General features: G+C 31.4%; 35 protein-coding genes and 2 pseudogenes. 21 read left to right on the top strand and 16 right to left on the bottom strand.

The window, feature by feature from the left end:
* The first annotated feature begins 533 nt into the window (after positions 1–533).
* The 5 genes from ACZ430_RS05640 to ACZ430_RS05620 all read left to right on the top strand — a co-directional run bounded on the left by ACZ430_RS05640 (position 534) and on the right by ACZ430_RS05620 (position 2,347).
* Positions 534–899, top strand: coding sequence for a type II toxin-antitoxin system MqsR family toxin (locus ACZ430_RS05640; protein ID WP_464910425.1), 366 nt, complete (start codon positions 534–536; stop codon positions 897–899).
* Position 900: 1 nt separating this feature from the next.
* Entirely contained in the window at positions 901–1,386 is a 486-nt protein-coding gene (locus ACZ430_RS05635; protein WP_464910424.1) for a type II toxin-antitoxin system MqsA family antitoxin, read from the top strand.
* A gap of 142 nt (positions 1,387–1,528) precedes the next feature.
* A complete protein-coding gene (locus ACZ430_RS05630; protein WP_464910773.1) occupies positions 1,529–1,792 on the top strand; it encodes a protein-export chaperone SecB in 264 nt (87 codons plus the stop codon).
* Between the two features lie 268 nt (positions 1,793–2,060).
* Entirely contained in the window at positions 2,061–2,216 is a 156-nt protein-coding gene (locus ACZ430_RS05625; protein ID WP_464910423.1) for a hypothetical protein, read from the top strand.
* On the top strand, positions 2,213–2,347 hold the full coding sequence (locus ACZ430_RS05620; RefSeq protein ID WP_464910422.1) for a hypothetical protein: 135 nt from the start codon (positions 2,213–2,215) through the stop codon (positions 2,345–2,347). Before ACZ430_RS05625 ends, ACZ430_RS05620 begins: the two co-directional genes overlap by 4 nt.
* Before the next feature lie 200 nt (positions 2,348–2,547).
* Here the strand turns inward: ACZ430_RS05620 and ACZ430_RS05615 are convergent, their stop codons facing one another.
* From ACZ430_RS05615 to ACZ430_RS05595, 5 genes are all read right to left on the bottom strand, one after another.
* Positions 2,548–2,724, bottom strand: a complete 177-nt coding sequence (locus ACZ430_RS05615) for a hypothetical protein (protein WP_464910421.1) — start codon at positions 2,722–2,724, stop codon at positions 2,548–2,550.
* An 89-nt stretch (positions 2,725–2,813) separates the two neighbouring features.
* Positions 2,814–3,047, bottom strand: a complete 234-nt coding sequence (locus tag ACZ430_RS05610) for a helix-turn-helix domain-containing protein (protein ID WP_464910420.1) — start codon at positions 3,045–3,047, stop codon at positions 2,814–2,816.
* Positions 3,048–3,065: 18 nt separating this feature from the next.
* Positions 3,066–3,368, bottom strand: coding sequence for an HD domain-containing phosphohydrolase (locus ACZ430_RS05605; RefSeq protein WP_464910419.1), 303 nt, complete (start codon positions 3,366–3,368; stop codon positions 3,066–3,068).
* A 951-nt stretch (positions 3,369–4,319) separates the two neighbouring features.
* Positions 4,320–4,487: a transposase gene (locus tag ACZ430_RS05600; RefSeq protein WP_464910772.1), complete on the bottom strand. Its 168-nt coding sequence runs from the start codon at positions 4,485–4,487 to the stop codon at positions 4,320–4,322.
* Complete coding sequence (locus ACZ430_RS05595) at positions 4,451–4,579, bottom strand: HTH domain-containing protein (protein ID WP_464910771.1); 129 nt, start codon at positions 4,577–4,579, stop codon at positions 4,451–4,453. The genes ACZ430_RS05600 and ACZ430_RS05595 overlap by 37 nt, the downstream gene beginning before the upstream one ends.
* A gap of 441 nt (positions 4,580–5,020) precedes the next feature.
* On the opposite strand from ACZ430_RS05595, the gene ACZ430_RS05590 reads away from it, so the two are divergent.
* From ACZ430_RS05590 to ACZ430_RS05580, 3 genes are read left to right on the top strand one after another with little or no spacing between them, the layout of a single operon-like run.
* Entirely contained in the window at positions 5,021–5,350 is a 330-nt protein-coding gene (locus ACZ430_RS05590) for a type II toxin-antitoxin system RelE/ParE family toxin (RefSeq protein WP_464910418.1), read from the top strand.
* Positions 5,347–5,796 carry a helix-turn-helix domain-containing protein gene (locus tag ACZ430_RS05585; RefSeq protein ID WP_464910417.1) on the top strand — a complete coding sequence of 150 codons (450 nt, stop codon included), beginning with the start codon at positions 5,347–5,349 and terminating at the stop codon, positions 5,794–5,796. Before ACZ430_RS05590 ends, ACZ430_RS05585 begins: the two co-directional genes overlap by 4 nt.
* Positions 5,786–6,241, top strand: coding sequence for a protein-export chaperone SecB (locus ACZ430_RS05580; protein WP_464910416.1), 456 nt, complete (start codon positions 5,786–5,788; stop codon positions 6,239–6,241). Before ACZ430_RS05585 ends, ACZ430_RS05580 begins: the two co-directional genes overlap by 11 nt.
* A gap of 133 nt (positions 6,242–6,374) precedes the next feature.
* Here ACZ430_RS05580 and ACZ430_RS05575 read toward each other — a convergent pair.
* A pseudogene (locus ACZ430_RS05575) lies at positions 6,375–6,665 on the bottom strand (IS1634 family transposase); the annotation flags it as partial.
* A 135-nt stretch (positions 6,666–6,800) separates the two neighbouring features.
* Between ACZ430_RS05575 and ACZ430_RS05570 the strand changes: the two are divergent.
* The 8 genes and pseudogenes from ACZ430_RS05570 (at position 6,801) to ACZ430_RS05535 (ending at position 11,981) form a co-directional block, all read left to right on the top strand.
* The gene (locus ACZ430_RS05570; RefSeq protein WP_281753247.1) at positions 6,801–7,019 is read left to right on the top strand and encodes a ribbon-helix-helix domain-containing protein; all 219 of its coding nucleotides are present in this window, start codon (positions 6,801–6,803) and stop codon (positions 7,017–7,019) included.
* A gap of 52 nt (positions 7,020–7,071) precedes the next feature.
* Positions 7,072–7,326: a putative toxin-antitoxin system toxin component, PIN family gene (locus tag ACZ430_RS05565; RefSeq protein ID WP_059175954.1), complete on the top strand. Its 255-nt coding sequence runs from the start codon at positions 7,072–7,074 to the stop codon at positions 7,324–7,326.
* 310 nt (positions 7,327–7,636) lie between these two features.
* Positions 7,637–8,077 carry an IS200/IS605 family transposase gene (tnpA, locus tag ACZ430_RS05560; protein WP_464910415.1) on the top strand — a complete coding sequence of 147 codons (441 nt, stop codon included), beginning with the start codon at positions 7,637–7,639 and terminating at the stop codon, positions 8,075–8,077.
* Complete coding sequence (locus tag ACZ430_RS05555; protein ID WP_464910414.1) at positions 8,052–9,113, top strand: RNA-guided endonuclease InsQ/TnpB family protein; 1,062 nt, start codon at positions 8,052–8,054, stop codon at positions 9,111–9,113. Before tnpA ends, ACZ430_RS05555 begins: the two co-directional genes overlap by 26 nt.
* Positions 9,114–9,132: 19 nt before the next feature.
* Positions 9,133–9,282 (top strand): annotated as a pseudogene (locus ACZ430_RS05550) (transposase); the annotation flags it as partial.
* 30 nt (positions 9,283–9,312) lie between these two features.
* Positions 9,313–10,623, top strand: coding sequence for an RNA-guided endonuclease InsQ/TnpB family protein (locus ACZ430_RS05545; protein WP_464910770.1), 1,311 nt, complete (start codon positions 9,313–9,315; stop codon positions 10,621–10,623).
* An 83-nt stretch (positions 10,624–10,706) separates the two neighbouring features.
* Positions 10,707–10,925: a type II toxin-antitoxin system HicB family antitoxin gene (locus ACZ430_RS05540; RefSeq protein ID WP_464910413.1), complete on the top strand. Its 219-nt coding sequence runs from the start codon at positions 10,707–10,709 to the stop codon at positions 10,923–10,925.
* 75 nt (positions 10,926–11,000) lie between these two features.
* Positions 11,001–11,981: a hypothetical protein gene (locus tag ACZ430_RS05535; RefSeq protein ID WP_464910412.1), complete on the top strand. Its 981-nt coding sequence runs from the start codon at positions 11,001–11,003 to the stop codon at positions 11,979–11,981.
* 332 nt (positions 11,982–12,313) lie between these two features.
* Here ACZ430_RS05535 and ACZ430_RS05530 read toward each other — a convergent pair whose 3' ends face one another.
* Together ACZ430_RS05530 and ACZ430_RS05525 are read right to left on the bottom strand one after the other, a co-directional pair.
* Positions 12,314–12,448, bottom strand: a complete 135-nt coding sequence (locus tag ACZ430_RS05530; RefSeq protein WP_281753258.1) for a hypothetical protein — start codon at positions 12,446–12,448, stop codon at positions 12,314–12,316.
* Positions 12,449–12,474: 26 nt separating this feature from the next.
* Positions 12,475–13,098, bottom strand: coding sequence for a tyrosine-type recombinase/integrase (locus ACZ430_RS05525; protein ID WP_464910411.1), 624 nt, complete (start codon positions 13,096–13,098; stop codon positions 12,475–12,477).
* A 168-nt stretch (positions 13,099–13,266) separates the two neighbouring features.
* Here ACZ430_RS05525 and ACZ430_RS05520 point away from each other — a divergent pair, with 168 nt between their 5' ends.
* On the top strand, positions 13,267–14,853 hold the full coding sequence (locus tag ACZ430_RS05520; protein ID WP_464910410.1) for a hypothetical protein: 1,587 nt from the start codon (positions 13,267–13,269) through the stop codon (positions 14,851–14,853).
* A gap of 37 nt (positions 14,854–14,890) precedes the next feature.
* Here ACZ430_RS05520 and ACZ430_RS05515 read toward each other — a convergent pair whose 3' ends face one another.
* Positions 14,891–15,463, bottom strand: a complete 573-nt coding sequence (locus tag ACZ430_RS05515) for a hypothetical protein (RefSeq protein ID WP_464910409.1) — start codon at positions 15,461–15,463, stop codon at positions 14,891–14,893.
* A 140-nt stretch (positions 15,464–15,603) separates the two neighbouring features.
* A complete protein-coding gene (locus ACZ430_RS05510; RefSeq protein ID WP_464910408.1) occupies positions 15,604–16,266 on the bottom strand; it encodes an XRE family transcriptional regulator in 663 nt (220 codons plus the stop codon).
* Positions 16,267–16,548: 282 nt separating this feature from the next.
* On the opposite strand from ACZ430_RS05510, the gene ACZ430_RS05505 reads away from it, so the two are divergent.
* The 3 genes from ACZ430_RS05505 to ACZ430_RS05495 all read left to right on the top strand — a co-directional run bounded on the left by ACZ430_RS05505 (position 16,549) and on the right by ACZ430_RS05495 (position 19,169).
* Positions 16,549–17,151, top strand: a complete 603-nt coding sequence (locus ACZ430_RS05505; RefSeq protein WP_464910407.1) for a hypothetical protein — start codon at positions 16,549–16,551, stop codon at positions 17,149–17,151.
* Positions 17,152–17,412: 261 nt separating this feature from the next.
* Complete coding sequence (locus ACZ430_RS05500) at positions 17,413–18,045, top strand: hypothetical protein (protein ID WP_464910406.1); 633 nt, start codon at positions 17,413–17,415, stop codon at positions 18,043–18,045.
* An 11-nt stretch (positions 18,046–18,056) separates the two neighbouring features.
* The gene (locus ACZ430_RS05495) at positions 18,057–19,169 is read left to right on the top strand and encodes a ParB/RepB/Spo0J family partition protein (RefSeq protein WP_464910405.1); all 1,113 of its coding nucleotides are present in this window, start codon (positions 18,057–18,059) and stop codon (positions 19,167–19,169) included.
* Positions 19,170–19,987: 818 nt separating this feature from the next.
* On the opposite strand, the gene ACZ430_RS05490 is transcribed toward ACZ430_RS05495, so the two are convergent.
* From ACZ430_RS05490 to ACZ430_RS05465, 6 genes are all read right to left on the bottom strand, one after another.
* Positions 19,988–20,764 (bottom strand): hypothetical protein, encoded by a 777-nt coding sequence (locus tag ACZ430_RS05490; protein ID WP_153000433.1) that lies wholly within the window; start codon positions 20,762–20,764, stop codon positions 19,988–19,990.
* Between the two features lie 177 nt (positions 20,765–20,941).
* Positions 20,942–21,088 carry a hypothetical protein gene (locus tag ACZ430_RS05485; protein ID WP_464910404.1) on the bottom strand — a complete coding sequence of 49 codons (147 nt, stop codon included), beginning with the start codon at positions 21,086–21,088 and terminating at the stop codon, positions 20,942–20,944.
* A 146-nt stretch (positions 21,089–21,234) separates the two neighbouring features.
* Positions 21,235–21,852 carry a hypothetical protein gene (locus tag ACZ430_RS05480; RefSeq protein WP_059175965.1) on the bottom strand — a complete coding sequence of 206 codons (618 nt, stop codon included), beginning with the start codon at positions 21,850–21,852 and terminating at the stop codon, positions 21,235–21,237.
* Positions 21,853–21,868: 16 nt separating this feature from the next.
* Positions 21,869–23,110: a ParM/StbA family protein gene (locus ACZ430_RS05475; protein WP_059175966.1), complete on the bottom strand. Its 1,242-nt coding sequence runs from the start codon at positions 23,108–23,110 to the stop codon at positions 21,869–21,871.
* A gap of 482 nt (positions 23,111–23,592) precedes the next feature.
* On the bottom strand, positions 23,593–23,841 hold the full coding sequence (locus ACZ430_RS05470; RefSeq protein WP_059175967.1) for a hypothetical protein: 249 nt from the start codon (positions 23,839–23,841) through the stop codon (positions 23,593–23,595).
* Positions 23,842–24,083: 242 nt separating this feature from the next.
* Positions 24,084–24,257, bottom strand: a complete 174-nt coding sequence (locus ACZ430_RS05465) for a hypothetical protein (RefSeq protein ID WP_464910403.1) — start codon at positions 24,255–24,257, stop codon at positions 24,084–24,086.
* Positions 24,258–24,643: 386 nt separating this feature from the next.
* Between ACZ430_RS05465 and ACZ430_RS05460 the strand changes: the two genes are divergently transcribed.
* The gene (locus ACZ430_RS05460) at positions 24,644–25,015 is read left to right on the top strand and encodes a hypothetical protein (RefSeq protein ID WP_464910402.1); all 372 of its coding nucleotides are present in this window, start codon (positions 24,644–24,646) and stop codon (positions 25,013–25,015) included.
* The last annotated feature ends 250 nt before the right edge of the window (positions 25,016–25,265 follow it).

Here is a 25,265-nt window from a genome sequence, read left to right as displayed (position 1 = left end):
TAGATTGAAGATTGAAAAAGATTTTTTCGGTTTTTTTAGTAAAGGTGGTTATCCTAAACCTATCAAAGTGTGGACATGATCAGTTTGTAGAGTTTAAACTTTTTCAGCAGAACAGAAAAAATCAGGAGAGAGGGGTATAAATGAAAAAAGAAAATGGTTTGACAGTATGGCTTGGGATTGAACAAATATTTACATTTTAAGACAATCCGAAGGGGAATGCCGACACTGAAAGAGTAATTAGCACAATTAAGGAGGAATTAATCTGGCTTAATGAGGTGATACATTTGGCTATAAACTCAGGAAAATGCTTACTCTTTTGAAAACTTTGAAGAAGCAAAAGTAAAGGATAAGTGAAATATTGCTTAAAGCTCTACAAGTTGAAAGGCTAAAAAGTGTCCTCAAAATTGGAGTGCCGTACAGAGCTAACTCCCGCTTTTTTGCAAAGACAGAATAATTATCTATTGACAATTTTATATACTTTTAGTAGCATGATAGTATCATATTGATACTATTTTTAATAGAGGAATTGAGATATGTTATCATTATTTAAATGGCAACGAGGAAAAAACCTGCACCCAAGAAAAAGCCTCATTATGAGGCTTTGCAAATTTAAAAATTTATTTTCAAATCCTGGGAAGAGATGTATTACAAATACTGCATTTAAGGGAGCAGGTGAACTGGGTTATATGGACGAAGATGAAATTACAGATGTTATTGAAAAATTATCAAACAAAAATTTTTACAAATCAATGCCTTCAGATAGATTTCCTGAACTATGGCAGGATGTCTACATTTTTAAAGATGATGAAAACGACATTGAAATTTATATAAAAATTCAAATTTTTGAAAATAAAGCAATTTTAGTTCAATTTAAAGAATATAAAAAGGAGGAAATATAAAATGCAAGAGTTTAAAAAATGTCCTTTTTGTGGAAAGGGTAAGTTGGTTAAAAAAGTTACAGAAGAAGTTTTTAATTACAAAGGTAAAACAATCACAATACCTGATTATGTAATTCATGAATGCAATGTATGTGGTGAATCCATTGTTGACAGAAAAACCTTGAAATCAGCGGGCAAGAAATTAAAAGAATTCAAAAGACAGGTTGAAGGATTACTTACACCTGAAGAAATAAGAAATATCAGGAAAAAATTTGGACTTTCTCAGGAGAAAATGGGAGAAATTCTTGGTGGAGGGAAAAAGAGTTTTGCAAGATACGAAACAGGGCAATTGTGTCAGAGCAGACCCATGGATAATCTTTTAAGGATTCTTGATGCTTATCCTTTTGTTATTCAAATTTTGATAAAGGATAAAATTAAGCAGTTTGAAAAACAGAGCCAAAAAATTAAGGATTTAGAATTACAAAAAAGTTTACAAAGTAGTGACTGACAAAAACTTAAAATAAAAAACCATTAATGATACAGAAGGACTGGAAATTGCAATCTAAATTTAAAATAGAAAATATCAGACAGATTGAATGTTTCTCTGCTCTGAATCCTGTTTCCAAACCTGAAAAAACAGGCGGTATCAGATTGATTTAAGTCTGAATATATCATTTCACAAAAAAGGTAATAGGGTAAAGGTAACCCTAATTTTTTCTCTGAAAAAAGAACAGCTTTTTGTTCTCAGGGTTGTTTTTGAAGGAATATTTATTTTTGATAGTATACCAAAGAAAGAAGAACTTGAAAGAATTGTTCATATCAACTGTTCGTCAATTATATTTCCATTTATCAGGGAATCCGTAGCAGATTTAACAAGAAAAGCAGGTCTTCCACCATTAATATTGATCCTGTAAATTTTGTTGCCTTATACAAATTGTTAAAAGAAAAAGCAAAGAATGTAGACAATAAAATTGAAGAAAACAAAAAATAGAGATTTGAAGAAAAGATTAATTCACTATAGGAAGTTAAAAAGCAAAAATATGGATATCTTGGTTCAGGCAGTGGTGGTAATTACAAATCCTGAGAGTGTTTGGTGACAGGGTCGAAAGGTTTATGATACAACAAAATTTAGAGGTTTAAATGTAACCTGTTGAAAAAGAGGAACCTTTTAAAATGATTAAAATGGCAGTTAGAGAAGCACTTGAAGAGGAATTTTTAGAAAGATTTTTAAATAATGTACCAGATGTTTCTGATGAAGAAATGAGAGATATTATACAAATATATGGGGCTCCTTCCCGAGAAAAAAAGCCTGTTTATAGTGAAACAATTGTTATATGAAATGGATAATTCAGTATTCCAATGAAGCCTTAGATTTTATTGAGAGAGAAAAAATATCCGACGAAATTAAAAATGAAATAAAAAAATTGATTTTGAAGGTTAAGCGAGAGAACATAAAACTTGATATATAAAAACTAAAAGGAGAATGGAAAGGTTATTACAGAATAAGAAAAGGAAAATTGAGAATAATATTTACAATTGACAAAGAAAACAGAGTAATTTTCATTGACAAAACTGATTATAGAGGAGAAGTTTACAAATAAAAAAGGATTAAAAGAATCAAGAAAGGATTTTTCAACTCTATCCGAAACAAAAATAAAATGCAATGAAATCAATAATTTACAATCTGTTGACGCAGGTTCGATTCCTGATTATCAAGTTTAAGTAATACCTTTGCGTAAATTTGTTCAGCAATTTTTCTATCACTGGTCTTTGTAGAAAAGCATTTTTGCTTGCCATCAATTGTAATGGCAATCCACCAGATTTTACCTCTTTTATACAAGCCCATATATAACCTCCATACAGGCTTGCATACCTGATTTGTCAAAGAACAGAGATACAATAGAATAAGAAATAGGAAACATAAGAGTCAAATATTTACGAATTGATTTTTGAAAGGATTTCATCAACGACTTCGTCAACAGTTTCATCAACTCCATCAGAATTAACGAGATTTTTCTCGATAAATTCCTGAATGTCAACTGGTCTAAATCTTATGAGTTTATTGTTAATTTTTATGTGTGGAATTTGTTTCCTTTCAACCCAGTAATAAATAGTTCTTTTATTAACTTTAAGCATTCTCGCAACATCATCTGTTGTTAAAAGTTCCATAAATTTTACCTCCTTCTTTTATATAACATATTGACTGTTTTCAAATTTTTTGATTTCAATTAAATTTTTTATAAATTCGGCTTCAAGCCAACGAGGAGTTTGGTTCTGGATATTGCTTGATATCAGGGCTCTATCGCAAGATGATCTGTAAGGCTTATCGCTCATTAATGCTGAATAGATATCTGCCAATGATAAAATTTTATTTGCGATAGAAAATTTTTCTCTGGTAAGTACTTTATGATATCCATGTCCATCATGTTTTTCATATTGGTGTTCAACAACGCTGTATGTACTATGTAAACAAAACCGGTAAATCTTCATAATAAATATTATTTTTTAGGCATAAAATTTCTTTATTTGTAAAAGTTGCAACAAGTAACAGTTGCATGAAAGGACCCTGTTGCAACAGTTGCAACAGGTAGAGTGTGGTTTTGAGAAGAAATTATAGATTGAAGATTGAAAAAAGATTTTTTCGGTTTTTTTTGTAAAGGTGATTTCTCCTTATTTTAACCATGTTTATCTATAGTTTTTTATAAAATTTTTTAAAAAAATAGTTCCATAAAATATTCCATAAACGTTCCATAAAGTGTCCCATAAAATATAAACTTTTAAAAAATTGTGTGTTATGCAAAATATGGAACGTTTATGGAACTTTTATGGAATACTTTATGGAACATGCAAAAATGATCTATCCTAAACCTATCAAACTTTCTTTGTGTGATTTTTGGTTAATTTAATGGAGGCTACACCCTCATTTATTGCTCTGTCAATTTTACACATAAAAAATTTTACACTGCCTAGAACGATAATAGAAAAAATTACATTCCACATCACTATAACAATTCAATAACCCTTATGGCAACATTGCCATAAGGGGTTTTACCTTAAATTTTTCTGAACCGTGCTTTAACTGTCCTGACATGACATCTCAGGACGGGTAAAGGTAGGGTAAGGACTTTTTCATCATGTGATTTTGATGTTGCATATAGAGACTTGTCAAGAAAATTGTGTCTCCCCAAAAAATTTAGCATTAAACATCTGTCTTAACTCATAAAGAGCAGGATTTTACCAGAGGCATAGGATTTTTCCATTTTGTCTGTTCTATTCTGCTCAATGTAACATATATCGCAACTTCAGCTGTCCTCACTGATTGAAAATCCCCTCCTGTATTCATTCGTACAAGTTCTAATCTGCTGTTTATGTTTTCCACTATATTTGTTGTTTAGATGTGTTGTTTCCTTACTGCCTCTGGACAGTTCTTCATAAAAAGCCTTAACGTCCTGTTTTGACATGTTTTCTTCCTAATTTTTTTTGCATATGAATGAAACAGAGTTGGTGGTCATTTTTTGGGAAAAGGGCTTTTATGGCAGAGCTAAGTCCATGACTATCTGACAATGTTAACATTACTCTTTTATGGGAACGACTTGATTGAGGATGTATAGATAACGATAGATGGAACGCTCACTTACTTCACAGATTTGAGCAAGCTCTTTTACTGTGGGATGCTTGTCCTGTTCATTGAGATTGAGTATTTTGAGGATATTGAGTACCTTTTCAGCAACACCCTGAGGTTTTTATTTTCTTTTGTTTAGTGCTTCATTTTCTATATTCGGTTTCTTTGGCATTTTTTATTTTATATCAGTCTAACCAAGACAGCATTATCTCAGAGATTTTTGAATTTGCAGAATTGGTCAAAAAAAGGATAGCGATATATAAATTAATCAGATATTTAAAACCACAGGAGTAAAAATCCCGCCAGTAATCCTCAGAGAAATTGTAGTGGAGTAAACAGAACAGGTTCGCCCTAACATATTGAAAATAAAGGATTTTAAATTTTTAACTGTCAAAGTCAGGAAAAAATTTTACACAACCTTTTCAATTTTAGTATTTTATTCTGTGAAAAATTTAATGTTATAATTTTTTTATATTTTATTGACAGAGCATTGACAAAATCTCATTTTTGAGATAAAATTATGAAAAAGTACAATGTAGTATTTCATAACAGAGTAGAAGAATATTTAAATGAACTTAAGAAACAACATAGGAAGGAGGTCAACAAAATTTTACAATGTATACAGATTGTTGAAGAAAGGGGACTAAATTTATCATCTGGCTGGTGTAAAAAAATAAAAGCAGAAAAAGATTTGTGGGAATTAAGGGTATGTCATATAAAAAAAGAATACAGATTAATTTTTACTATGAAAAAGAGCACTTTTATAATTTTGCATATTTTTATTAAAAAAGGAATGAAAATTCCATCAAAAGAAATTGAAATTGCTCGAAAAAGGAGAGATGAAATATGAAAAATTTCAGAGAATTTTTAAAAGAACAATTCAAGGATAAGGAATTTGAAGCCGAATTTTATAGAGGACTTGAAAAAACCCGTCTTGCAGCTGAGATAGCCTATTACAGAGAAAAAAAGGGACTCACTCAGTCTCAACTTGCAAGGTTACTTAATACTTCCCAATCAACAATTGCAAGACTGGAAAATCCTAATTATGAAAATTATTCAATCAACACTTTGAGAAAAGTAGCAAAAATACTTGATCTTGAGCTTGTTGTATCTTTAAGAGAAAAAAATATTGAAGAAGAAAAAATTGAACTGGATAATTATGAGTCTACAGGGAATGTTTATTATATTACCTGGATACCACAGATTAAAAATGATTACAGTTTTAGAATAAACAGGTTAATCAATAAAGATAAAAATTCAAGACAATATCAGATAAAAAAAGAAAATGCAGCCTAAATTTAACCCAAAATTCAGCATAGAAACCATCAGACAGAGAGAATGTTTTTTTGCTTTAAATCCAGTTTTTAAGCCTGAAAAAAATAAAAAGTATAAGATTGGTTTAAGTTTTAACATATCATTTAATAAAAAAGGGGAAAAAGTAATAGTAACTTTAAATTTTTCATCTGAAAACGAAAACCAGCCTTTTGTTTTCAGGGTAATTTTTGAAGGAATATTTGTTTTTGATAAAATACCAGAGAAAGAAGAACTTGAAAGGATAGTTCATATCAACTGTTCATCAATTATATTTCCATTTATCAGAGAATCCATAGCTGATTTAACCAGAAAAGCAGGACTTCCTCCATTAATTCTTGATCCTGTAAATTTTGTTGCCATTTATGAATCATCGAAGGACAAAGAAGAGAAAAGTTCTAATAAAAAAACTAAAAAAATCAGAGGGTAACCATATAAAATTATTTTTTCCTGACTTTGTCAGTTAAATTTTGAAAATTATTGAAAATAAAAGATTTTTACAATATTAAAGAAAATTTTTACCACTACAACTGCCTCTAAAGCTTTGACTGTCAATGGTTTGCTTAAGCTTGTTCTTCTTCTGAAACTATGTTGGAGGGTGCTTTCATGCCTATTGCTTTAAGGATTTTTCTCCCTTCTGGGGAAAGTCTGGTCTTTATATACACTTTTCTACCATCTACTTCAATCTCTACATAGTTCATCCTGTTTATAGCTTCTCTGATTTTGTCTTGAGAGATGCTCTCTCCAGCTCTCTTTATCTCTATCTCAAGGGCTCGCTCAAGTAAAAAGGCTATGAAACACATCACAAAGTGCCCTCTTATTCTTCTCTCTGTCCAGTGAAATATTGGTCTAACTGAAAATTCTCACTGAAAATTGACCCATTTTTCTCATGAAAATTGACCCACCCTTCTATTAAAATAACCCCTAAAACAGTGGGAAAACTTGAGATAATCTTATATTGTAGTGTATTGTAATAAAGGAGGTGAAACATGAGGTCCGTGATTTCGGTTAGTCTATCCAGGGAGATTTTAAAGGAACTCAATGAATTTGCAAAAAAGACAGGAAGAAATAAGAGTGATATTGTTAAAGAATCTTTAAGTCTTTTTCTGTGGGAAATGAAACTCAGAGATCTCCAAAAGAGGATGGGTTCAAAAGCAAAAAAACTTGGTATTGTTACAGAAGAAGATGTCTTTAAGAAAATATCGTGAGAGTTGTTTTTGATACAAATGTTTATATAGCAGCACTCGTTACAGAAGGTCTATGTTCAAGGATTCTCAGGAGGGCGAGGTAAATTCATCAACAGATATAATCAATGAAGCAGTTACTGACGTAATTCAAGACAGTCTAACTATTTCAGGAATCTGTAAGGATAAAGATGATGACAATATAATTGCCTGTGCAGTGGCAAGCAATGCTGATTATATAGTGACAGGTGATACTGAATTGCTTTCTGTTAAAAAATACAAAAGAATCAGAATTTTATCTCCGAGGGATTTTGAATTGCTCTTTGATTGAAAATGAGCATGCATATACTTAAAGTTTATTAGTCAAGATTTACTCTGACTTTTCGTTTGTTTATGCCAGTATCTCATGATCATAACCAATCACCTGAGTTTATCAATTAAATTTTATAACTCATTGAAAATATTGGATTTTATTTTTGAAAATATAAATTTTTTGTACAACAGAAATAGGGTGAGTTAATTTTCGCGATAAAACCAGGGTCAATTTTCATGAAAATTTACAAAAGTTCAACCAAGAAAGCCACGGATTTTAACTTTTCTGCCGGGAAGTCCCCTTCCGTAAGGAAGGGGATGAAAGGCAGATGAAATATTCAGTTGCATGTTATAATAAAACCATGAAATACAAATTAGACAAAGGGAGCCACTCAATATATACAATTCAGTTCCACCTTGTTATGTGTGTTAAATACAGGCGTAAGGTTTTAGTAGATAAAGTAAGCAATCGGCTAAAGGAAATTGTTCTGGAAGTAGCAAAATCATTTGGGATAGAAGTAATCCAGCAGGAAACAGATCTGGATCATATTCATATTTTGTTTTCGTCCAGACCATCAATTGCACCATCGAGGTTTGTGAACTCATTGAAATCCGTATCGTCAAGACTGTTAAGGAAAGAGTTTGGAGATTATCTTAAGCAGTACTTGTGGAATGGAAAATTTTGGTCAGATTCGTATTTTATAGCATCCACAGGGCAGGTAACTCTGGAGGATATAAAACACTATGTCGAAAGCCAGGGAAGAGAATAAACTACTCACATACAGGTATAGAGCATATCTAACTGATTTACAACAATACAGAGCAGAAAACTGGTTGTACATTCTCTGTAACCTTTACAATCAGGCTCTGGGGGAGAGAAAAATTTATTATAAAGATAATAAAAAAACTTTAAGTTACACAGAACAGCAGAATAAACTACCACTACTTAAGAAAACTAATCCTGAACTAAGGCTGATACACAGTCAGGTGTTGCAGGATTGTTTAAGAAGAGTTGATAAAGCATATCAGAAGTTTTTTGATGACCTTAGAAGAAAGAAAAACGGCGAAAAGATAAAGGTAGGTTATCCAAAGAGAAAGAAGTTATCCAGATACAATTCATTTACCTTTCCACAGGTCTGGATGAACAGCAAAAAACAACAGGTTCAGGTAGTAAAAATTAACCCTGTAAACCACAAATTTGCCTGTATAACTCTTCCTGGTTTTGGTAAAGTAAAAATCAGATATCATAGAGCCCTGGATGTAACAAAAGCCAAAACAGTAACTCTTAAGAGAGAAAGATCAGACAAATGGTTTATTTGCATAACGGTAGAAAAAGACACTACCACTATACTACCTGACAATGGAAATTTACATAAACTAGCATTATGGCTTGTCTTGAATTACAGTCTTATATTCCTGGAAAAACTTAACATAAAAGGAATGGTAAAAAACCACAATTTAGCGAAAGCCATACATGATGCTGGTTGGGGCAAACTTGTGCAGTATGTCACCTATAAGAGTGTAATGCTCAGGGGCATACTGCCGGTGTTTATAAATCCCAATGGCACAAGTAAACTCTGCAGTAAATGTGGTAGTTATGTGGACAAGACATTAGCAGACAGAGTACACATCTGTCCGAATTGTGGATTAGAGATTGACAGAGACATCAATGCAGCATTGAACATACTCAAGGTAGGGCTGGAACAGTCCGAACCTAACGCCTGTGGAGATACTGACCTCTGCCTGAGTAACTCAGGTAAGTCGGTGTCGTTGAAACAGGAAGCTCCTTCCGTAAGGGAGGAGTAGTTCACGATTCAATGTTAAAGAATCCCCACATCAGGTTGTGAAAGCAATAAAAGGCAAGACATCAAATCAGTTAAGGAAAGAGTTTTCTTTTTTAGTGACCAAACTTCCCACTTTATGGACGAGAAGTTATTTTTTTGCTACTGCTGGTAATGTTTCAAGTGAAATAATAGTTCCTATACATAGAAGAACAAAAAGGAAAATGATAACTACAGACAAGAAAGAAAAAATTAAGGACTCTTTAATAAAAACCAGGGAGAAACGAAAAACTCAAAAACCTGTAACCTATGAACTTAAAATACAGGCAAAAACCAACAGAAAGAAAACTCTGTTAAACTCTGTTTTTCTTGAATCCAAGTGGTTGTATAACTATTTACTATTCAATCCAGAACAGATCAAAACTGCTAACAAACTTACGGAAGTTAAAATCAAAGTTAAGGATAGATTTGAAACAAGAATGTTAAGCCATCTTGGTTCTCAGGTAAAACAGGAAATAGCGGACCGTCTGGTAGATAACATGAAAAGTCTTAAAAATCTGAAACTCAATGGTAACAGGATAGGTATTCTTAAACCAAAACGCTTTGTAAACTCTGTTCCTTTAAAGCAATATGAAATAACTTATAGACTGGATTTCAATCGCAACAGAGTGCACATTCAGAGGCTTGATTCGTTCAGAGTGTTTGGCTTACATCAGATACCTGATGGTGTAGAAATAGCCAATGCCAATCTTATAAGAAAAGCCAATGGCTTTTATTTACATGTAACCTGCTATATAAACAGAGATGAAGAAATAACTGCTATCAATGACAAAAAAGGTAGAATTAAACTTGTTAATAATGAAAAATTCAATAAACCGATTGCAATAGACTTTGGTATAACGAACAAACTTAACCTATCCAATGGAATATGCATAGATTTTGAACTTAAAGAAACAGATAGATACAGGAGACTTCAACGCAGGTTTTCAAGGGCAAAGAAAGGTTCTCGTAACAGACAGAAGATAAACGAACTTATGCGTAGAGAAATGCTTAAAATAGTGAACAGACGCAGAGATTGTCAGAATAAGGTTATAGGGTTTCTTAAGAAATATAAAACAGTAGTTTATCAGGACGATCCAGTCAAAGCATGGAGCAAACTCTTTGGTAGTGAGGTTCACTCATCAGGTGTGGGAACAATTAAATCAAGGCTGAGTGCCAGTCTTGAGACCATCCTGATTGACAGGGTTGAACCAACTACCAGAGAGTGTTTCATGTTAGGTTATCAGGAACAGATGTCTCTGTCTGACAGACTGTTTAGTTGTTCAGGTTGTGGTTTTTTAGCAGACAGGGACTGGAATGCATCGCTTGTAATGTTAAAGAAAGGGTTTGATGTGGACCCTGACCACATCCTAAGCCTGGGCTGGGCTGAAGTAACGCCTGTGGAGAGGATAGCCTCTGCACGGATATTAGGGAGAAATCCCTGTATCCGTGTAAGCTACCTCGTGGAAGCAGGAAGCTCACGGATTTATCCGTGAGAGGATGTCACAACAATCATAAGGATTTATCCAAGAGAGGAATTTACATTGATTTTTTTATTCTATTTTTTTTAACTTTATATATGAAACTTACCATAGTTATAGAGAAAGACTCTTCAGGATATTTTGTTTACTGTCCTGAACTTGAAGGGTGCATAAGTCAAGGTGATACTCTCGAAGAAGCAATTGCAAACATCAAAGAAGCGGTGGAACTTTATCTTGAGACGTTAACTCCTGAAGAATTTGAAGAAATTAAAAGAAAAAAGGTGTTTACTTCAACCATAGAGGTTCAGGTTGCCTGAACAATCAAAAGTAAAGTCTCTTTGATAAATGTAAGACTTATTGATAATATTTAGTAAAACAGTTTATATTAAGATATGCTTTTCAGTATAGAAATCATTGAAGAATTAGAGAAACTTGAACCTGCCCTTAGGTCAAGTCTTATTAAGATACTTAAGAGTCTGGATAAGACGATCGGGGAGATGGTAAAAAAAGAGGATTTTTTGGCCCTGAAGGCTGAAATACGGGAACTGGCAATAATAGTTAAAGAGCTAGCTGAGGCACAGAAAAAGACTGAACAGACAGTTGCAGAGCTAGCCGAGGCACAGAAAAAGACTGAACAGACAGTTGCAGAGCTAGCCGAGGCACAGAAGAAATCTGAAGAAAGACTTACAAGACTTGAACAAACAGTTGCAGAGCTAATTGAGGCACATAATAAATCTGAAGAGAGACTTACAAGACTTGAACAAACAGTTGCAGAGCTAATTGAGGCACAGAAGAAGACTGAACAGAGATTGAATGAGCTAGCCGAAGCACAGAAGAAATTTGAAGAGAGACTCACAAGACTTGAAAAGACTGTTGCTGAACTTGCAGAAGCCCAGAAACGAACAGAAGAAGAAATAAGGAAGCTTGCTTCAGAGCATAGAGAAACAAGGAAAATGCTTGGAAACCTTGCAGACACAGTAGGCTATGGTCTTGAAGATAAGATAATTCCACTGATGAAGAAGTTTGCGGAGGATGAATACGGAATAAAGGTAAAGAACTTTGGCAGAAAAAACATAGTATATCCTGATGGAAAATTTGATGAACTTAACATCTATGTTGAAGGTAAGAGAGATGGAAAGACAGTATATCTCATAGGAGAATGCAAGGCTCATTTAGGTAAAAGAGATATAGAAAAATTCAGTCGTATTATTGAAAGGGTAAGACAATATCTAAGAGGTGAAGTGCAAGGATTTGTGGTGAGTTACACAATACAACCTGATGTGGAGGAGTATTTAAAGAAGTTTTATCCAGAGATAAAGTTTTATTACAGCTACTACTTTGACCTGAAATATAGATATGGAGAGACGATTTAGAGCACAGGAAGCCCTGTTTTACGAATTTCTTATCTAATTCGGCGAGTATTTGTGATAGCTAAAGCTCATATTTTCGTGAAATTGATGATGGTTTCATTGCAAAGATTACCCATCTAATCATTGCCAGATTTACTACAATCTGTTAATTGTGTTGAGTCACGAATTTGTTCATTACAATAAGCGTCCGATTTGGTCCTTGCAGGGAGTATTTATTTTGTGACTATAAGAAGTATCCAATCAGGTCAATGCGAGGAGCGTGAGCGACGAAGAAATTTTGATTTTTTCTAATTTTTCTTCTGTAAAAAAATGTATTTCTCTTTTTTAAAGAATTTTTATTGATCAGATTTAGCATCAATCCTTTCTGGGTTATCTTTTTGATTATTCAGTTCTTCTGATAAATCTTTTTTGTTTTCTATGTTTTCTGTAACATTTGTTTCAACATCTGGTTGACTTTCTTTCTTTAACATAAAAAAACCTCCTCCACTTTCACTGTTTATATTAATCCTTTTGTTTTCAATATTTCTTGAATTTCAATATTACTGTATCTCAAATACATGGCAGTAGTATTTAGTGATGCATGACCAAGCAGTTGTTGAACTGCGGTTACAGGAATTCCTGCACGGAGAAGTTCTATTGCACGGGTGTGTCTTAAAACATGTGGATGAGAAATATTTTCTGGGATGTTAGCTTTTTTACAAATTTCTCTGAAGACAACAAAAAAATTGTTTCTTTTGACTTTAAAAACCTTACCTTCCAGTGTGGGGTAAAGCTTTGTAAATCTCAGATACTCAGAAATAACTCTGTCGGGAACAGGGACAATTCTGTATTGATTCTTTTTTCTGGTACTTCTTTTAAGAGTGATGAGTCTAACTGTAGATGCTCTGAAATCTATATCTCTTGTTTCATCTATATTCAGAACTTCAGAAATTCTTGCCCCTGTATAACGAAGAAATAGAAAAACCAGCCAGTATCTACCCCTTAAAACACTTCGTTTTTCATCAAACCATTTCTGAAACTCAAATGTGAGCCTGTTAAGTTCATCTTCTGTAAGATGATATATTTCCTCTTGAATAGAAACACTTTGTAAAGGGTTAAAATTATTTTTTTGCACAAGCATAACATTATGCTAAAGGAAATGTTATAGATAAGTCAACAAAAAATAAAAAATCAAAATGTAAAGTGATACAAAACAGGTGCTATCTATAACAAAACTGAACTTTTGTTATAGATATGTTTGTAAAAAAAAGAAATAATATTTTATAAAAAAACAAAAAGGGGGTTTTTTATGTTAAAACTATCTACATTAATATTATTACCAATCGTTGTTTCTATGTTTCTTGTTTCTCCTGTGCTTGATGTAAAAGCTTTTGCCTCACAAGTACCTCGTGCTACAGATATGTCTCAACCTGATTTTCTTGATGTGTTCAGTTATACAAGACTGCTGGGCAAAGAAGAAGCAGTATATTTTCAGTTGCCCGCATCTCAAGTTTCTACTCTTATTCCATTGAGTGAAAATCCATCGCCAATTGTATTTGCAAAGTATGAAAGAGAAAAAGCCACAGGTAATATTTTTCTCATGCGTATCTGGCAGGCGGGGGCATGGGTAAGAGGTGAAATTTTAAGAATCACTCCACGCAATTTTTATCATCCTTTGGGACCATCTCTCTATAATTTTGCGTTTCTTAATTGGAATCCGAATAATGATGCTACCTGTAATGCTCAAAAAAGCAGTAAATATCCACTTGGTACTGTTCAAAGTCCGGGTGCAGATGTTGTTAATGAAGTGGAAAGAAAATTTGTAGAATATGACATAAAAGTAAAAGAGTATCTTGATGCAGGATATGACAAAACTTCTGCACAAAATGCAGTATTTAATCCTTTAGTATCCTTGAGAATGCTTGTAGGCAACCCTTCAGTTTACAATCGTGCGGACCTGTATTGGTTTCAGAGACTAAACGATGATCCTTGCTGGGAAAAAGTTTCTGCATCTGATTTTGACCAGAATAATGGTATGTTTAATAATATAAGTGAACCTGCTTTTTACAATTTTGTAGCATTAACAATGGAATTGCATAAGGCTGGTGTGGGAGTGATAATATTTCCTAAGGTAAGACAAGAAGTTAGCACTTCAACATCAAAATCTGCTTTCAGAAAAAAAGTAACAACAACTGTTCGTTATTATGTATATCCTGAATATCTGGTCGTTTTTCCAAAGAGGGTGAGTCAATCCTATGGTGAATTTACTATGAATCCCGGTAACTCAATAAGAAGTACAGGGTATGATTTTATAAAAGTGAAAGGGAATCACTCCTTTCCTGTGGATGAAACTTTAATTTACCAATGGAGTCGAACAAAATCAGGATGGACAGGTCTTGCGGTATTTCTTGGGGGATTAGTACTGGGGGCTTTACTTGGTGGTATTGGAAGTTTTGCATTTGGTAGTGCTTTAACAAATATTGCCGCAGGAGCCGCTATAGGTGGAATTGGTGGATTAGTAGCAAGTGGATTTAATCCTACAACAAGTGTTACTGCACAGTTTACTCCATTTATATATTCAAAATATCAACTTGACCCTTCGTCTGCTTGGAGTGGCGATGCTAAAAGAGTTGCTGATGAGACATTTTCAAAATGGTTAACTCCCGATGTACAAAATACTCCGGGTGGTGTAAGTGTATTTGTATCAAGAATAGATATGAGAAAAGCAGTTCTTTGCGGTGGTGCATCTCAAACACAATCCTGCAATCCATCTGTTAGTGATGCAGTAGTGCAGGTTCATGCTGACGACCCAAGGTATTGGAGTATATTTAAAGAAATGTTCCACCATGCAAGTCAAGAATTGATGAAATACAAATATCCATTTACAACAAAATAATCAAAAACATAATAGAGACAGGGGGTTGTCCCTGTCTCTATTTTTCTACTTCTGCTTTTTTTACATCTTCACTTTTTAATAAATTTTCTTTAACCAAAACATCTGCAATATTGTTTGCCACATCCAAGCATGCATTCCAAGTTGTGTAATATGAATCTTCTAGTTTTAATATTCCTGATTTTGCACCAGCACCATTCAATTCAAATTCTTTATCTTTGATATAGAGTTTTCCGTAAATCTCTGTGAACCAAGAGTTAAGTCCAGAAATTAATTTTGATCTTTTTATTAATAATCCATCTGTATTTATATTGACATCATTGATTTCATAACGAATAAAAACATCAGGTTTATTTTCAAAATAAATAGCACTATTAGGAATTACCTGTTTTAATGCTTTTGCAACACATAAATCAAAATCTCCTTTTTTGTTTGGAGCCCAAAAAGGAACAGTTATTTTTACTTCTTTGAAATATGGTTTTACAGTAATTGCAACAATAGAATTTTCAAAATTTTTGTCAAAACCTAATGCTTTAACATAGCATTCTCTGCCCTTATCAGTACATGGATTTGAATCTTCAGGCAATAATGCTTTGTTTAAATCAGTCTGCATAATAGGACCACACGCAGAAAGAAAACCTATAAGCAAGAACAAAAGAAAAAACTTAAATTTCATAGTTTTCCTCCTTGTTATTGTTTTATTTTATTTTAACAAGTCAACAAGAAGAAAATTTTGAAATTAAAAATTGAAATTTATAGTTCCCTACCATACCATATAGCTTTACCATTTACTACTACATCCTTCAAATTAAACTTTAGTGGTTCATACACAGGATTATCACTAATAATTTTCACTTTTTTAGTAAGTATTCCCGGTTTGGTTTCCTCAAAAACATAACATGCTCGTTTAATCAGAATTTCATCTTCTATTGCTATCGCATAAATACCACCCTGTGAGTCTATATGTCTTTTAGATGTATCTATTAATACTAGATCATTATTTTGCAAAGTAGGATACATGCTATCTCCCGATACACGAATCAACACCATTTTGCTTACATCTCCCTTTCTCTGTAACCATTCCTTGCTGAAAGGAATAAAATCTACAATATGATTCTGTGCCATCAATCCCTTTCCTGCTGAAATTTGTCCTTCCACCAAAGGAACAAAGACAAGATTTTGTTGTGTTGTATATAATTTTGTATCTGTCAAAAAATAATTAACATCTAAATTGAAATATTTACAAATTTTTAATATATCTGTTATTCCTGCTTCTACTTTTCCTGTTTCAATTCTTAAAAGTGTAGCATGACTTAATCCTACAAGTTTTGATAATTCAATTGCAGTCAAATTATGTTTTTTTCTTAATTCCCTTATTTTTCTTCCAATTTCATTAATAATTTTTTGCTTTTCCATTTTTTTACCTCTCTTTTCCATATTTTTTATGTGAACTTTTATGGTTCACATAATTTTTATCTTTGCTTGCTTAAAATAAACACAAAATAAGCAAAGATAATTTTATAACTATTTAAAAAAATTTTAATTTGACTTTTTAAGTCAAATATGCTAATATCAAAATCAAATTTGATTTTATTTTTTGTTAAAAGTTTAAGTTTTATTATAACTGAATTGTACAAAATAATATTATATTAACAGAAATACACAAATAAAAAAATGGGGGGGGGAATGTAAAAAAAAATGAAAAGCAATGCTATTAACAAACCTGAATCTTTAGTTTCTATGCAACATTGCCCTGCAAAAAGCTTTCTTGTTCAAAATTGGGGACTTGTGATAACAATTAAAAACAAGATGAAAATTCAATGTACAGCAGAGGAAATCGTTAATATTGCATTTATTGCCTATCACACTGCAAAATCAACATATCAGCCCAAGAGAGCAACCAATGGAAATAGCAAAAATGGCAATAAAAATACAAAATACACATTTGCAAATCATTTTGCTCAATGTTTAAAAACTGAATTCTCCAAATATGGCAAAGAGAATAAATTTGTTTCACTTGAAACTGTTAATATTTCTACTATTCCTGCCATGGCAAATACTGCTTTACTGCACTATACAAATTCTTACTCTGACTATATAAAATTTCTTGCGTCAAGAACAATAGAATATGTAGCAAAAATAACAAACTGCAAAAATAATAAGGCTACAAAAATTTTAATAGAAATAGTAAAGCTTCACAAGGAAAACAAATCAATAGAAGAAATTTCCCGCTTAACAAAGATAGACATCAAACACATAAAAAATATTCTGCAAGCAATAGATGATATAAGGTTTGGGTAATTTATTGTTCTTTGTAAAAAAAAATACAGAAAGTTGTTCTTCGTGAGGGAAGAACAGAAAGTTGTTCTTCGTGAGGGAAGAACAGAAAGTTGTTCTTCGTGAGGGAAGAACAGAAAGTTGTTCTTCGTGAGGGAAGAACAGAAAGTTGTTCTTCGTGAAAAAATACAACTTTTTGTATCTTTTGAGAAAGATACAACTTTTTGAATAGTGAACAATTTGTAATTAAAAAAAATATTTAGAAGGAGGGTGTTATATTATAACATGATGACAGAAACACAAATAGAAAAAATACAAGCAGAAAAATTTTTAAAGGAAGCATATGGTAATTTTGCAAAACGCTTCATTAATAACCTCCCTCCAGAATGCATAACAATGCTTTTGCGTTTTAGAGAACCTGATTTTTTAAAAAAAGTTATTAAATTAAGATGGTTAATTCTTATCGCTTCGTTACCTTCTGATGACATCAAAATCACTGCACTTATTAATGTTATAGAAAACATTGTAAAAAATCCTAAAGGATACAAATATAGACATGTAAAAAGACTTTGCGAAGAATTGAAATCACAAAAAATTATCATTAAACCTGATTGTGTTTTGCAGTCTTATTGCGAAAGAAGAAAACTAACAAAACATTATTTAGATTATATCGCACAATTATATAACATCAAACACATAAATATTTTCAAAGATAAAAAGTTAAAATTAATAAATCTCTTAATTAATTTAACTTTAGAAGATGAAAAAGCCGCAAAAATGTTTTATATTCTCAATTTCAAAGATTTATTACCTCTTTTAAACCTCACAATAGAGAGTGTTATGCGTATGGATAAATTAACCTTGCACGATAGATGTGAAGAGGCAAGAAAGGAATTAATGAAAAAAAATAAACTTTAAAGGAGGCAAGAATGACAAAATACCAAGAAGGGCAAATAGTTTTTTTGAATCCAGAAACTCTTGAACCACATCCTGCGTTGAAAATTTTAGAAGAAAATCAAATCTTTGCTGTTACTGAAGAAGACATACAAAAGTTGATGATTTCAATAGCAGAGATGAATATTTTGCAACCGATTTTGGTTACAGAGGAAAATGGAAAGATTTATCGTATTGCAGGAAACCGAAGGGTTATAGCCGCATCAAGACTTGGATTAGGTTCTGTTCCCTGTTTTGTAAGATATTTTCCAAGTGAAGAAGAAATTGTCCAAGCATGGATTGCTGAAAACTTTTCCCTAAATAGTTATACAAATACTGAACAAGTTGTAATTTTAGACAAAATTAACACTATTTTATCTAAAAAAAATATGGTTTCTCCTTATCTTTCTGAAATTGCTCAAAAATTAAATCTATCTAAAAAAACAGTAAAATATTTACAAAATTTTCCTGAGTTAATAGAAAAAATAAAAGAACTTTTAGAGCAAAAAGAAAATGTACAAGTTGAAGTTTTAAAAGAAATCATAGAAAAAAAAGTGGTTGACGAAAAATTAATTCAAGAAAAAAAAGAACTTGAATATCAAATAAATTCTATTTTACTAGAAAAAGAAAATTTAAACAATCAACTCAATGAAACAAAAAAACAACTTGAAATTCTTAAGGAAAAAATTGAACAAAAAGAATTAGAGCTTAAAAATTTCAAGCCAGACGAAGAATTAAAAAAAGAAGTAGAAGAACTTAAAAACCAAATCAAAATTCTATCTCATAACAAAGAACTTTTAGAAAAAAAACTTAAAGATAAAGATGCTATCATTGCTGAAAAGGAAAGAGAAAAGTTGAAACTTTATGAAGAACTTTCTGAAAAAATTGAAATGGTTAATAATCAGATGTTTGAATACACTGTTACAATTATTAAATCTCTTTTAACAGATGTAGAAGAGACTTTAACAAAGTTTGAGAATTGTTTTTCTGCAATAAAAGATAAAGAAAACATGCTTGTGATTCATGATCACTTCCAGAAAATCAAGGATATTATTATTAATAAACTCAACAAAGTAGAGGAATCAATTATAGAGAAATTTCCGGATTAACCTGTTCTGAATTTTTCTGCTTTCCCTTAAAGGGAAAGCATATCTCAGGGTAAAAAGTAAAAAAAGAGGGGGATTTCCTCCTCTTTTTTTTATTTGCTTTACAAAGATTTTTTTTGCTTGGGGTGGTTTTTGTTTTTAACAAAGGGGAAGAAGGGTTTATTTGAGTTTTTTTATGTAAAAACTTTCATTTTTTATGTTTTTTTTAAGGGGAGGGGCAACTCCCTGTCGGAGGGAAAACAGGGAGTTGCAAGGAAAGGCTAAGAGAAGTATTTTGCCTCTAATAAATATTAAGAACCAATCACAATAAAATAGTTTTGTCAAAAAAAGAGTGTTCCACTAGTGAAATTAGAACTAAACCAAAAAAATAAGTCTTTTACTAATTCTTTGTAGGACAAATTTATACCTAGGTTAAAGAATAACTAAGGTTATTATTATAACCCCTATATATATAATATATGCGAAATTGAGATACCCCCCTGCATAACTTATATTACTAGGGTTATATATATACCCTAATCTTGGCGACCGTATCATAACATGTCGCTCACCGTATCATAACATGTCGCCACCGTATCATAACATGTCATACTCCGTATCATAATATGTCGTTTTCTTTATTTTTCAAGGCTTTATGTTACTTACATTTAAGTTATTGAAAAATAAGCAAAAAATACATATCAAAGACAACATTTTATGAAATGCTTGATTTTACTTGATTTGAGCGTTATAAGGATATTTGTTTATGATTTAGCAATTAGCTAAGGCAAAAATAAATGGTTAGTGTTCTTTATAGAGTGAGTTTAGTTGAATTGGATTATTTATTCAGGCAAAAAAACTGATAAATTGCTTTTGTAGAAAATTGTGATTTGATTTTTTTCTTGTTTGACGATGATATTGAAATTTTCTTCAAGATAATTTTTGTATTTTAAGATTTCTGCTTTTAATCTTTGCTTATGTCGTTCTGATATATTTTCGTAGCCAAGATAATACATTATGTCTTCAAGTTTCATATTGCATTGCTGATGACTCATGCAGAACCTTATAACTGATTTAACAAAATCGCTACTAACATCCACGATGGCTTTTATAGTTTGTTTATCGAGATAGATAACAGTATCGTGTTCGTAAAGTTTTGTGAATTCTTCTGAGAAAACCACAACATAGTAACAACCTTCTCCAAATGTTCCTTCTTTTATATTTTCTTTTTTAAATTTCTCTGAATATCCAAATTTGTTGATGATGTTAGAGTGAATTTTATAGATTCTATCGTTTTTAGTGTATTGAAGTTTGATTATTGTTGACATCATGTCATCAAGTTTTTGAGATAACCACTTATGATGTGTTATTTTTTTGTGTCCAAGAAATTTTAAAACTTCCCGAATGTCAAAAACAATGAACATTCTTCCTTCTAAAGTTTTGCCTTTTTTGATAGAACAGGTTGCCATAGCATCAAGAATATCCTTGTGCGTTTGGCTTAATTCTTTTGAAAGCTCTATATTTCCAAATATAGTTTCAAACTTTGTTTTTTTACAAAACAAAGGGAGACGCTGTTGATGAACAGTAGAAACAGGTTTTTTAGGAACTTTTGGTTTCATATTAAATATTATATTTTTAGAAGGACATTCCATCTTTATTAGTAATCCAAGCACTATCTGAACACTGCCAATCTTTCATGCTTATCACCATCTCCTTTTCCTCTGTTTTAGGGGTTATTTTAATAGAGGGGTGGATCAATTTTCATGAGAAAAGTGGGTCAAATTTCATGAGAATTTTCAAGCCCTTTTCTTTTCTGTCACAGAGTTGAAAAATCCATCAAGACTCAATCTATCCCAGAGTTTCTTTATCAGACAATGTCCATAGTTGAGTATTCTTCCCTCTGAGATGTTTCTAAGTTCAAGCTTTGGTTCTTCCTGCCCCAATGCTCTCTTTGCAAGTTTTTTAAATGACTCTGTGTTCAGGAAATCTTCAAGCCTGCCAACACTGAATAGATACCTGTGCCTTGTTTTTCCAGTTTCATCCCTGTTCGTGAAAGCAGGTAAATTAAGAATTTATTTTTTAAAGGATTTTAATTTTTCTTTTTTGACATGTAGCAATAAACCATAAAAGCGTTATGTGAGATATTTCTTCTGATAGGTTTTACATAAAAATACAAAACAGGAAACATAAAACTAACTAAAGTTACAACATGTAAAAGCAGAGAATACCAGTTGGATATGTAGCCTGTTTTCATATCTGTATATATGTCCCATAATAATTTAGCTTTTTTATCGTCTAAAAAATTTTTGTAAGTTAATCCAAAATTATCAAAAAAAGCATTAAATGTCCTATCTATCCATTCTGGCATTTTTAAGAAAATGTATAAAAATCTTTTTGGTGAAAAAGTGCTTTCAGTTATTTTGCAAAAGACTTTTTCAAGAATAAAACCAAATATTACTCCAAAAATAAACAGTACTCCTAAGTTAATCGCTATCCAGAAACCTACAATGTGAGCAATGGTATTAATATCGAGATTTAAAAGATGTGTCCCTAATTCAGGAAAAAATTTTTTGACTGAATCCCAAAAATATATTATTCCAGTAATAAACAAAGCAATTACTAAGAAAAAGGCAAATGACACATCTTCTGATTTGGTTTGAATATCTTTATAAGTTAAATTAACCTTGTTTTCATTTTTTTGGTTCATAATTAACCTTGGTTTTTTATTTTCGTTCAACATATTCAACATATATTTTATATCCTCTTGCATTTGCAAATTGAGGATTATCTGATATATATACTCCATCAACTTTATCATTCAAATAAACTGCACCACCACCAGTTAAAAGTACTTGATCAATTTTATATCCATTGTTTTTTAGTTCTATCACATAATCTTTAAGTCTGCTCTCTATTTCTGGTAAATAAAATCTACTAATATATTCTTGAACATCAAACTTATATTCTTTTCCAAAATATGTAAATTTACCATCTTTTAAAAGCAAATCTACATAAACATCATTAATAAAATCGCTATATTTAACTGTGAACTCATCAATTATTTTGTTATATAAAATTTCCATTCCTGCTGGATAACTTCTAGACATTTTAGAAATATATACACCATCTTTAATGTAAACCATATCAAGAGTATAGTAGCCAATATCAATAACAATTGTATCTTTTCTGGCTATATCACTGTATTTCCATGCAAAATCAATATATGCTCCTAATCCTTGAGGCAAAAATTCAATTTTTTCAGGGATTTCAATTTTATTTCCATTTGTTTTTATTTCCAATGTCTTCAACTGATACTTTAAAAGAGATATTTTTTTAGAATCATACACAGAAGGTGGTAACCCTAATCCTATTCCTTTTATTGCTATCCCTTGTTTGACTAACTTATTGATACAATATCCTATAATTGCGAAGTAAGGTTCTGTCCCTACAAAATCTTCAGTCAATTTTCTTCTCGGTGAAGCATCAGGACCTACTAAATAATTATTGCCATTAACACTAATAACAGAAAAACGATCATTAAAGACTTTTTCAGTATGAATATAAGGCTCAACCAAAGTCTTAAAACAAAAATCCTTATCATTTAGAGAAATTTTGGTATAAAGAGAACCTATGTCAATACCCACATATTCTCCCTCTTTATCGTTAAGATTATCTTGTTTTTCTTCTTTGATTTCTAAAGCTTCTGAAGTATTAAGAAACCTTTTATCATTGAGATTTAAATTTTTTTCTGGTGAACTTTGACTATTTATTAGCTCTGTTGAGATTCGACTTTTTATTGTCTTTCTTAAGTTTTCATCTTTACTTATAATTTCTTCATAAGCATAATGACTTCTTATAACATCTACTATAAATTTACCTCGCAATGTTTGGGGAATTAAATCTAAAATTTCAATTACATCGTTGTGCATTTCTGAATTCAGAATAAAAAAATATAATTTTCTCATGTTAATTCCTCCTTTATGTCTTTATAATAAATATTAAAATTAAACCTTGGTAATTTATCGTCAAGTGCTAAAATTTGCGCTCATAATGTTTGTAATATTTAAATTAATTTTCTACTACAAAGTAGGCTAGGAAATGAAAAATCTTAATCAAAGTTTTTTCATATCCCTAAATGAGGTTTTAAGACATTTATAGGCTCTGTAAACTTTACAAAAAGGCAGTTGATTAAAAAAAATAAGAGATTTAGTTTTTGACTCAACAACTTAACTATGTCTAAAAAGAGAAAGGGAGAAAATCTCCCTTTCTCTTTTTTAATTTATTATTTCATTGTTTTCTTAACATCCTAAATCATTATTAAAGTTTCTTTAGCCTTTTTTAAGCTTCCTCTAATGCTTTTTTCATGAAATATTCGCCAGTCTCTCTCATCTGCTGGATTAAAATTTCCGTTATTTTCTTTATAATTTCTTCAATCTATCTTTTCCTATCATTGTTCATAAGTCCTCTCTTTCTTTATTTTTCTATATCTTTCTATATCTATTATGCTACATGTATAGTTAATTGGAGATGTTAAAATCATCTTTCTTACTATGCTCATTATTTCTTTTTTCTCATCACCCTCTATTTTTCTGCCATCTCCTGCATATAGCTCAGATTCATCGGTATCAGACCATATATTCAAAAGTTCTGCAAGGTCATGTCCCTGTAAATTATTTTTATTAGTTTTTGCCCTCATTGCAACCTCCTTCTTTTGTATTGTTTATTTTATTGCCTTTTTTCTTCTTGTCAAAGATCAAATATATTAGTTTTAGTATAAAAAATAGGTTTTTAATTTTTTTCTCAATTAAGATTAACCTTTTTTACGAAACTTCAAAAACCCTTTAAAAAAGTGATTAAATTAGTATTTAACACCAGTAAACCTTCTAACAAAGGATTCTCTTTTTTAGAGTTTCCTTTGTTAGAAGGTTTTTTTATCTTCTACGCATCATATCTTAATCTGCTATTCAACACTTGGTCTTTTATGAATTCCATTATCTTTTTTCTTCTTTCTCCTGTAATTAATTCTCCATTCTCATCTACAATCTCTATATCAGGATTATCAGGGTCCCAAGCTAACAGGAAATCGGCTAATTCATCATTAATGTTCCCCATGTTGTTTTTACTCATCCATTCCTCCTTTTTTGTTGATTAATTTGCCCAAGGCAAATTCCTATAAATTAGTATAACCTCATTGTCTTTTATTTTTTTTCCGATTAACTGTATCCTGATATAACGAATAAGGGATATTTTTTTATCTTTTTTTTATCAAAAGGATAAATATAAATATTATTTTTCTGAAAAGTATTTTTTGGCACTTTTTTGTAAAAAATTTTTTCATTCGCAGTATGCAAAATGAACTTGTCATTTTACATATAGTATTGCAAAATGAAATTCAACATTTCGTATTTTCAGAGGTTTGTATAATATTTTTATATGCGAAATGAGCATATTCATTTTGCATATAGTAGATAATAAAATGAAATGGAGGATGAAAAAAAATGAAAAATTTTAGAATTCTTACTACTGAACTTGAGGCTATTAAGCATCAGATGGAACAACTCTGTAACTTGTTTAGAGCTGAATTTGGAGGTGATGGATTAAAGAATAACAAGTTAGTGCTTAAACTTGCTAATTGTGCAAATAAGAAATGTCCTTATTGTCCTCATGGTCCTTATTGGTATAGAGCTACCTTCAATCCTACTGCCCGAAGGTTTATATTCAAATACTTAGGTTCATCATTAAAGAAGAGCATGTTAAAAGGGAATGAAATGCAACATTGGGATAGGCTTAAGTTTTATGATAATGAGATAAAAAGGCTGAAAAAGGAAAAGCAACTTATTATAAAAGAACTCAAGAAGTTAGAAAAGTGAAAATTCTCACTGAAAATTGACCCACTTTTACAAATTAAAGGGGTAAGAATTTTTCTCAAAATTGGGGTGCAGTACAGGTGTCGAATGAACTTAAGAAGAAGGAGATATTTATTTCCTTTTGTAAATTTCTTGTGGACAATAGTAACGGATACCGATCTTGGGATTGAAGGCGATGGTTATCATTCCTTGAAAGAAGATGATTTGGAAGCAGGTAATTAAACACGCATGTGTAAAGAATAGCATTCAACCG

It is taken from the genome of Thermodesulfovibrio sp. TK500a, assembly GCF_055381765.1.
The sequence above is the reverse complement of the archived record's forward strand: the minus strand, read 5'-3'. Positions and strand labels throughout refer to the sequence as shown.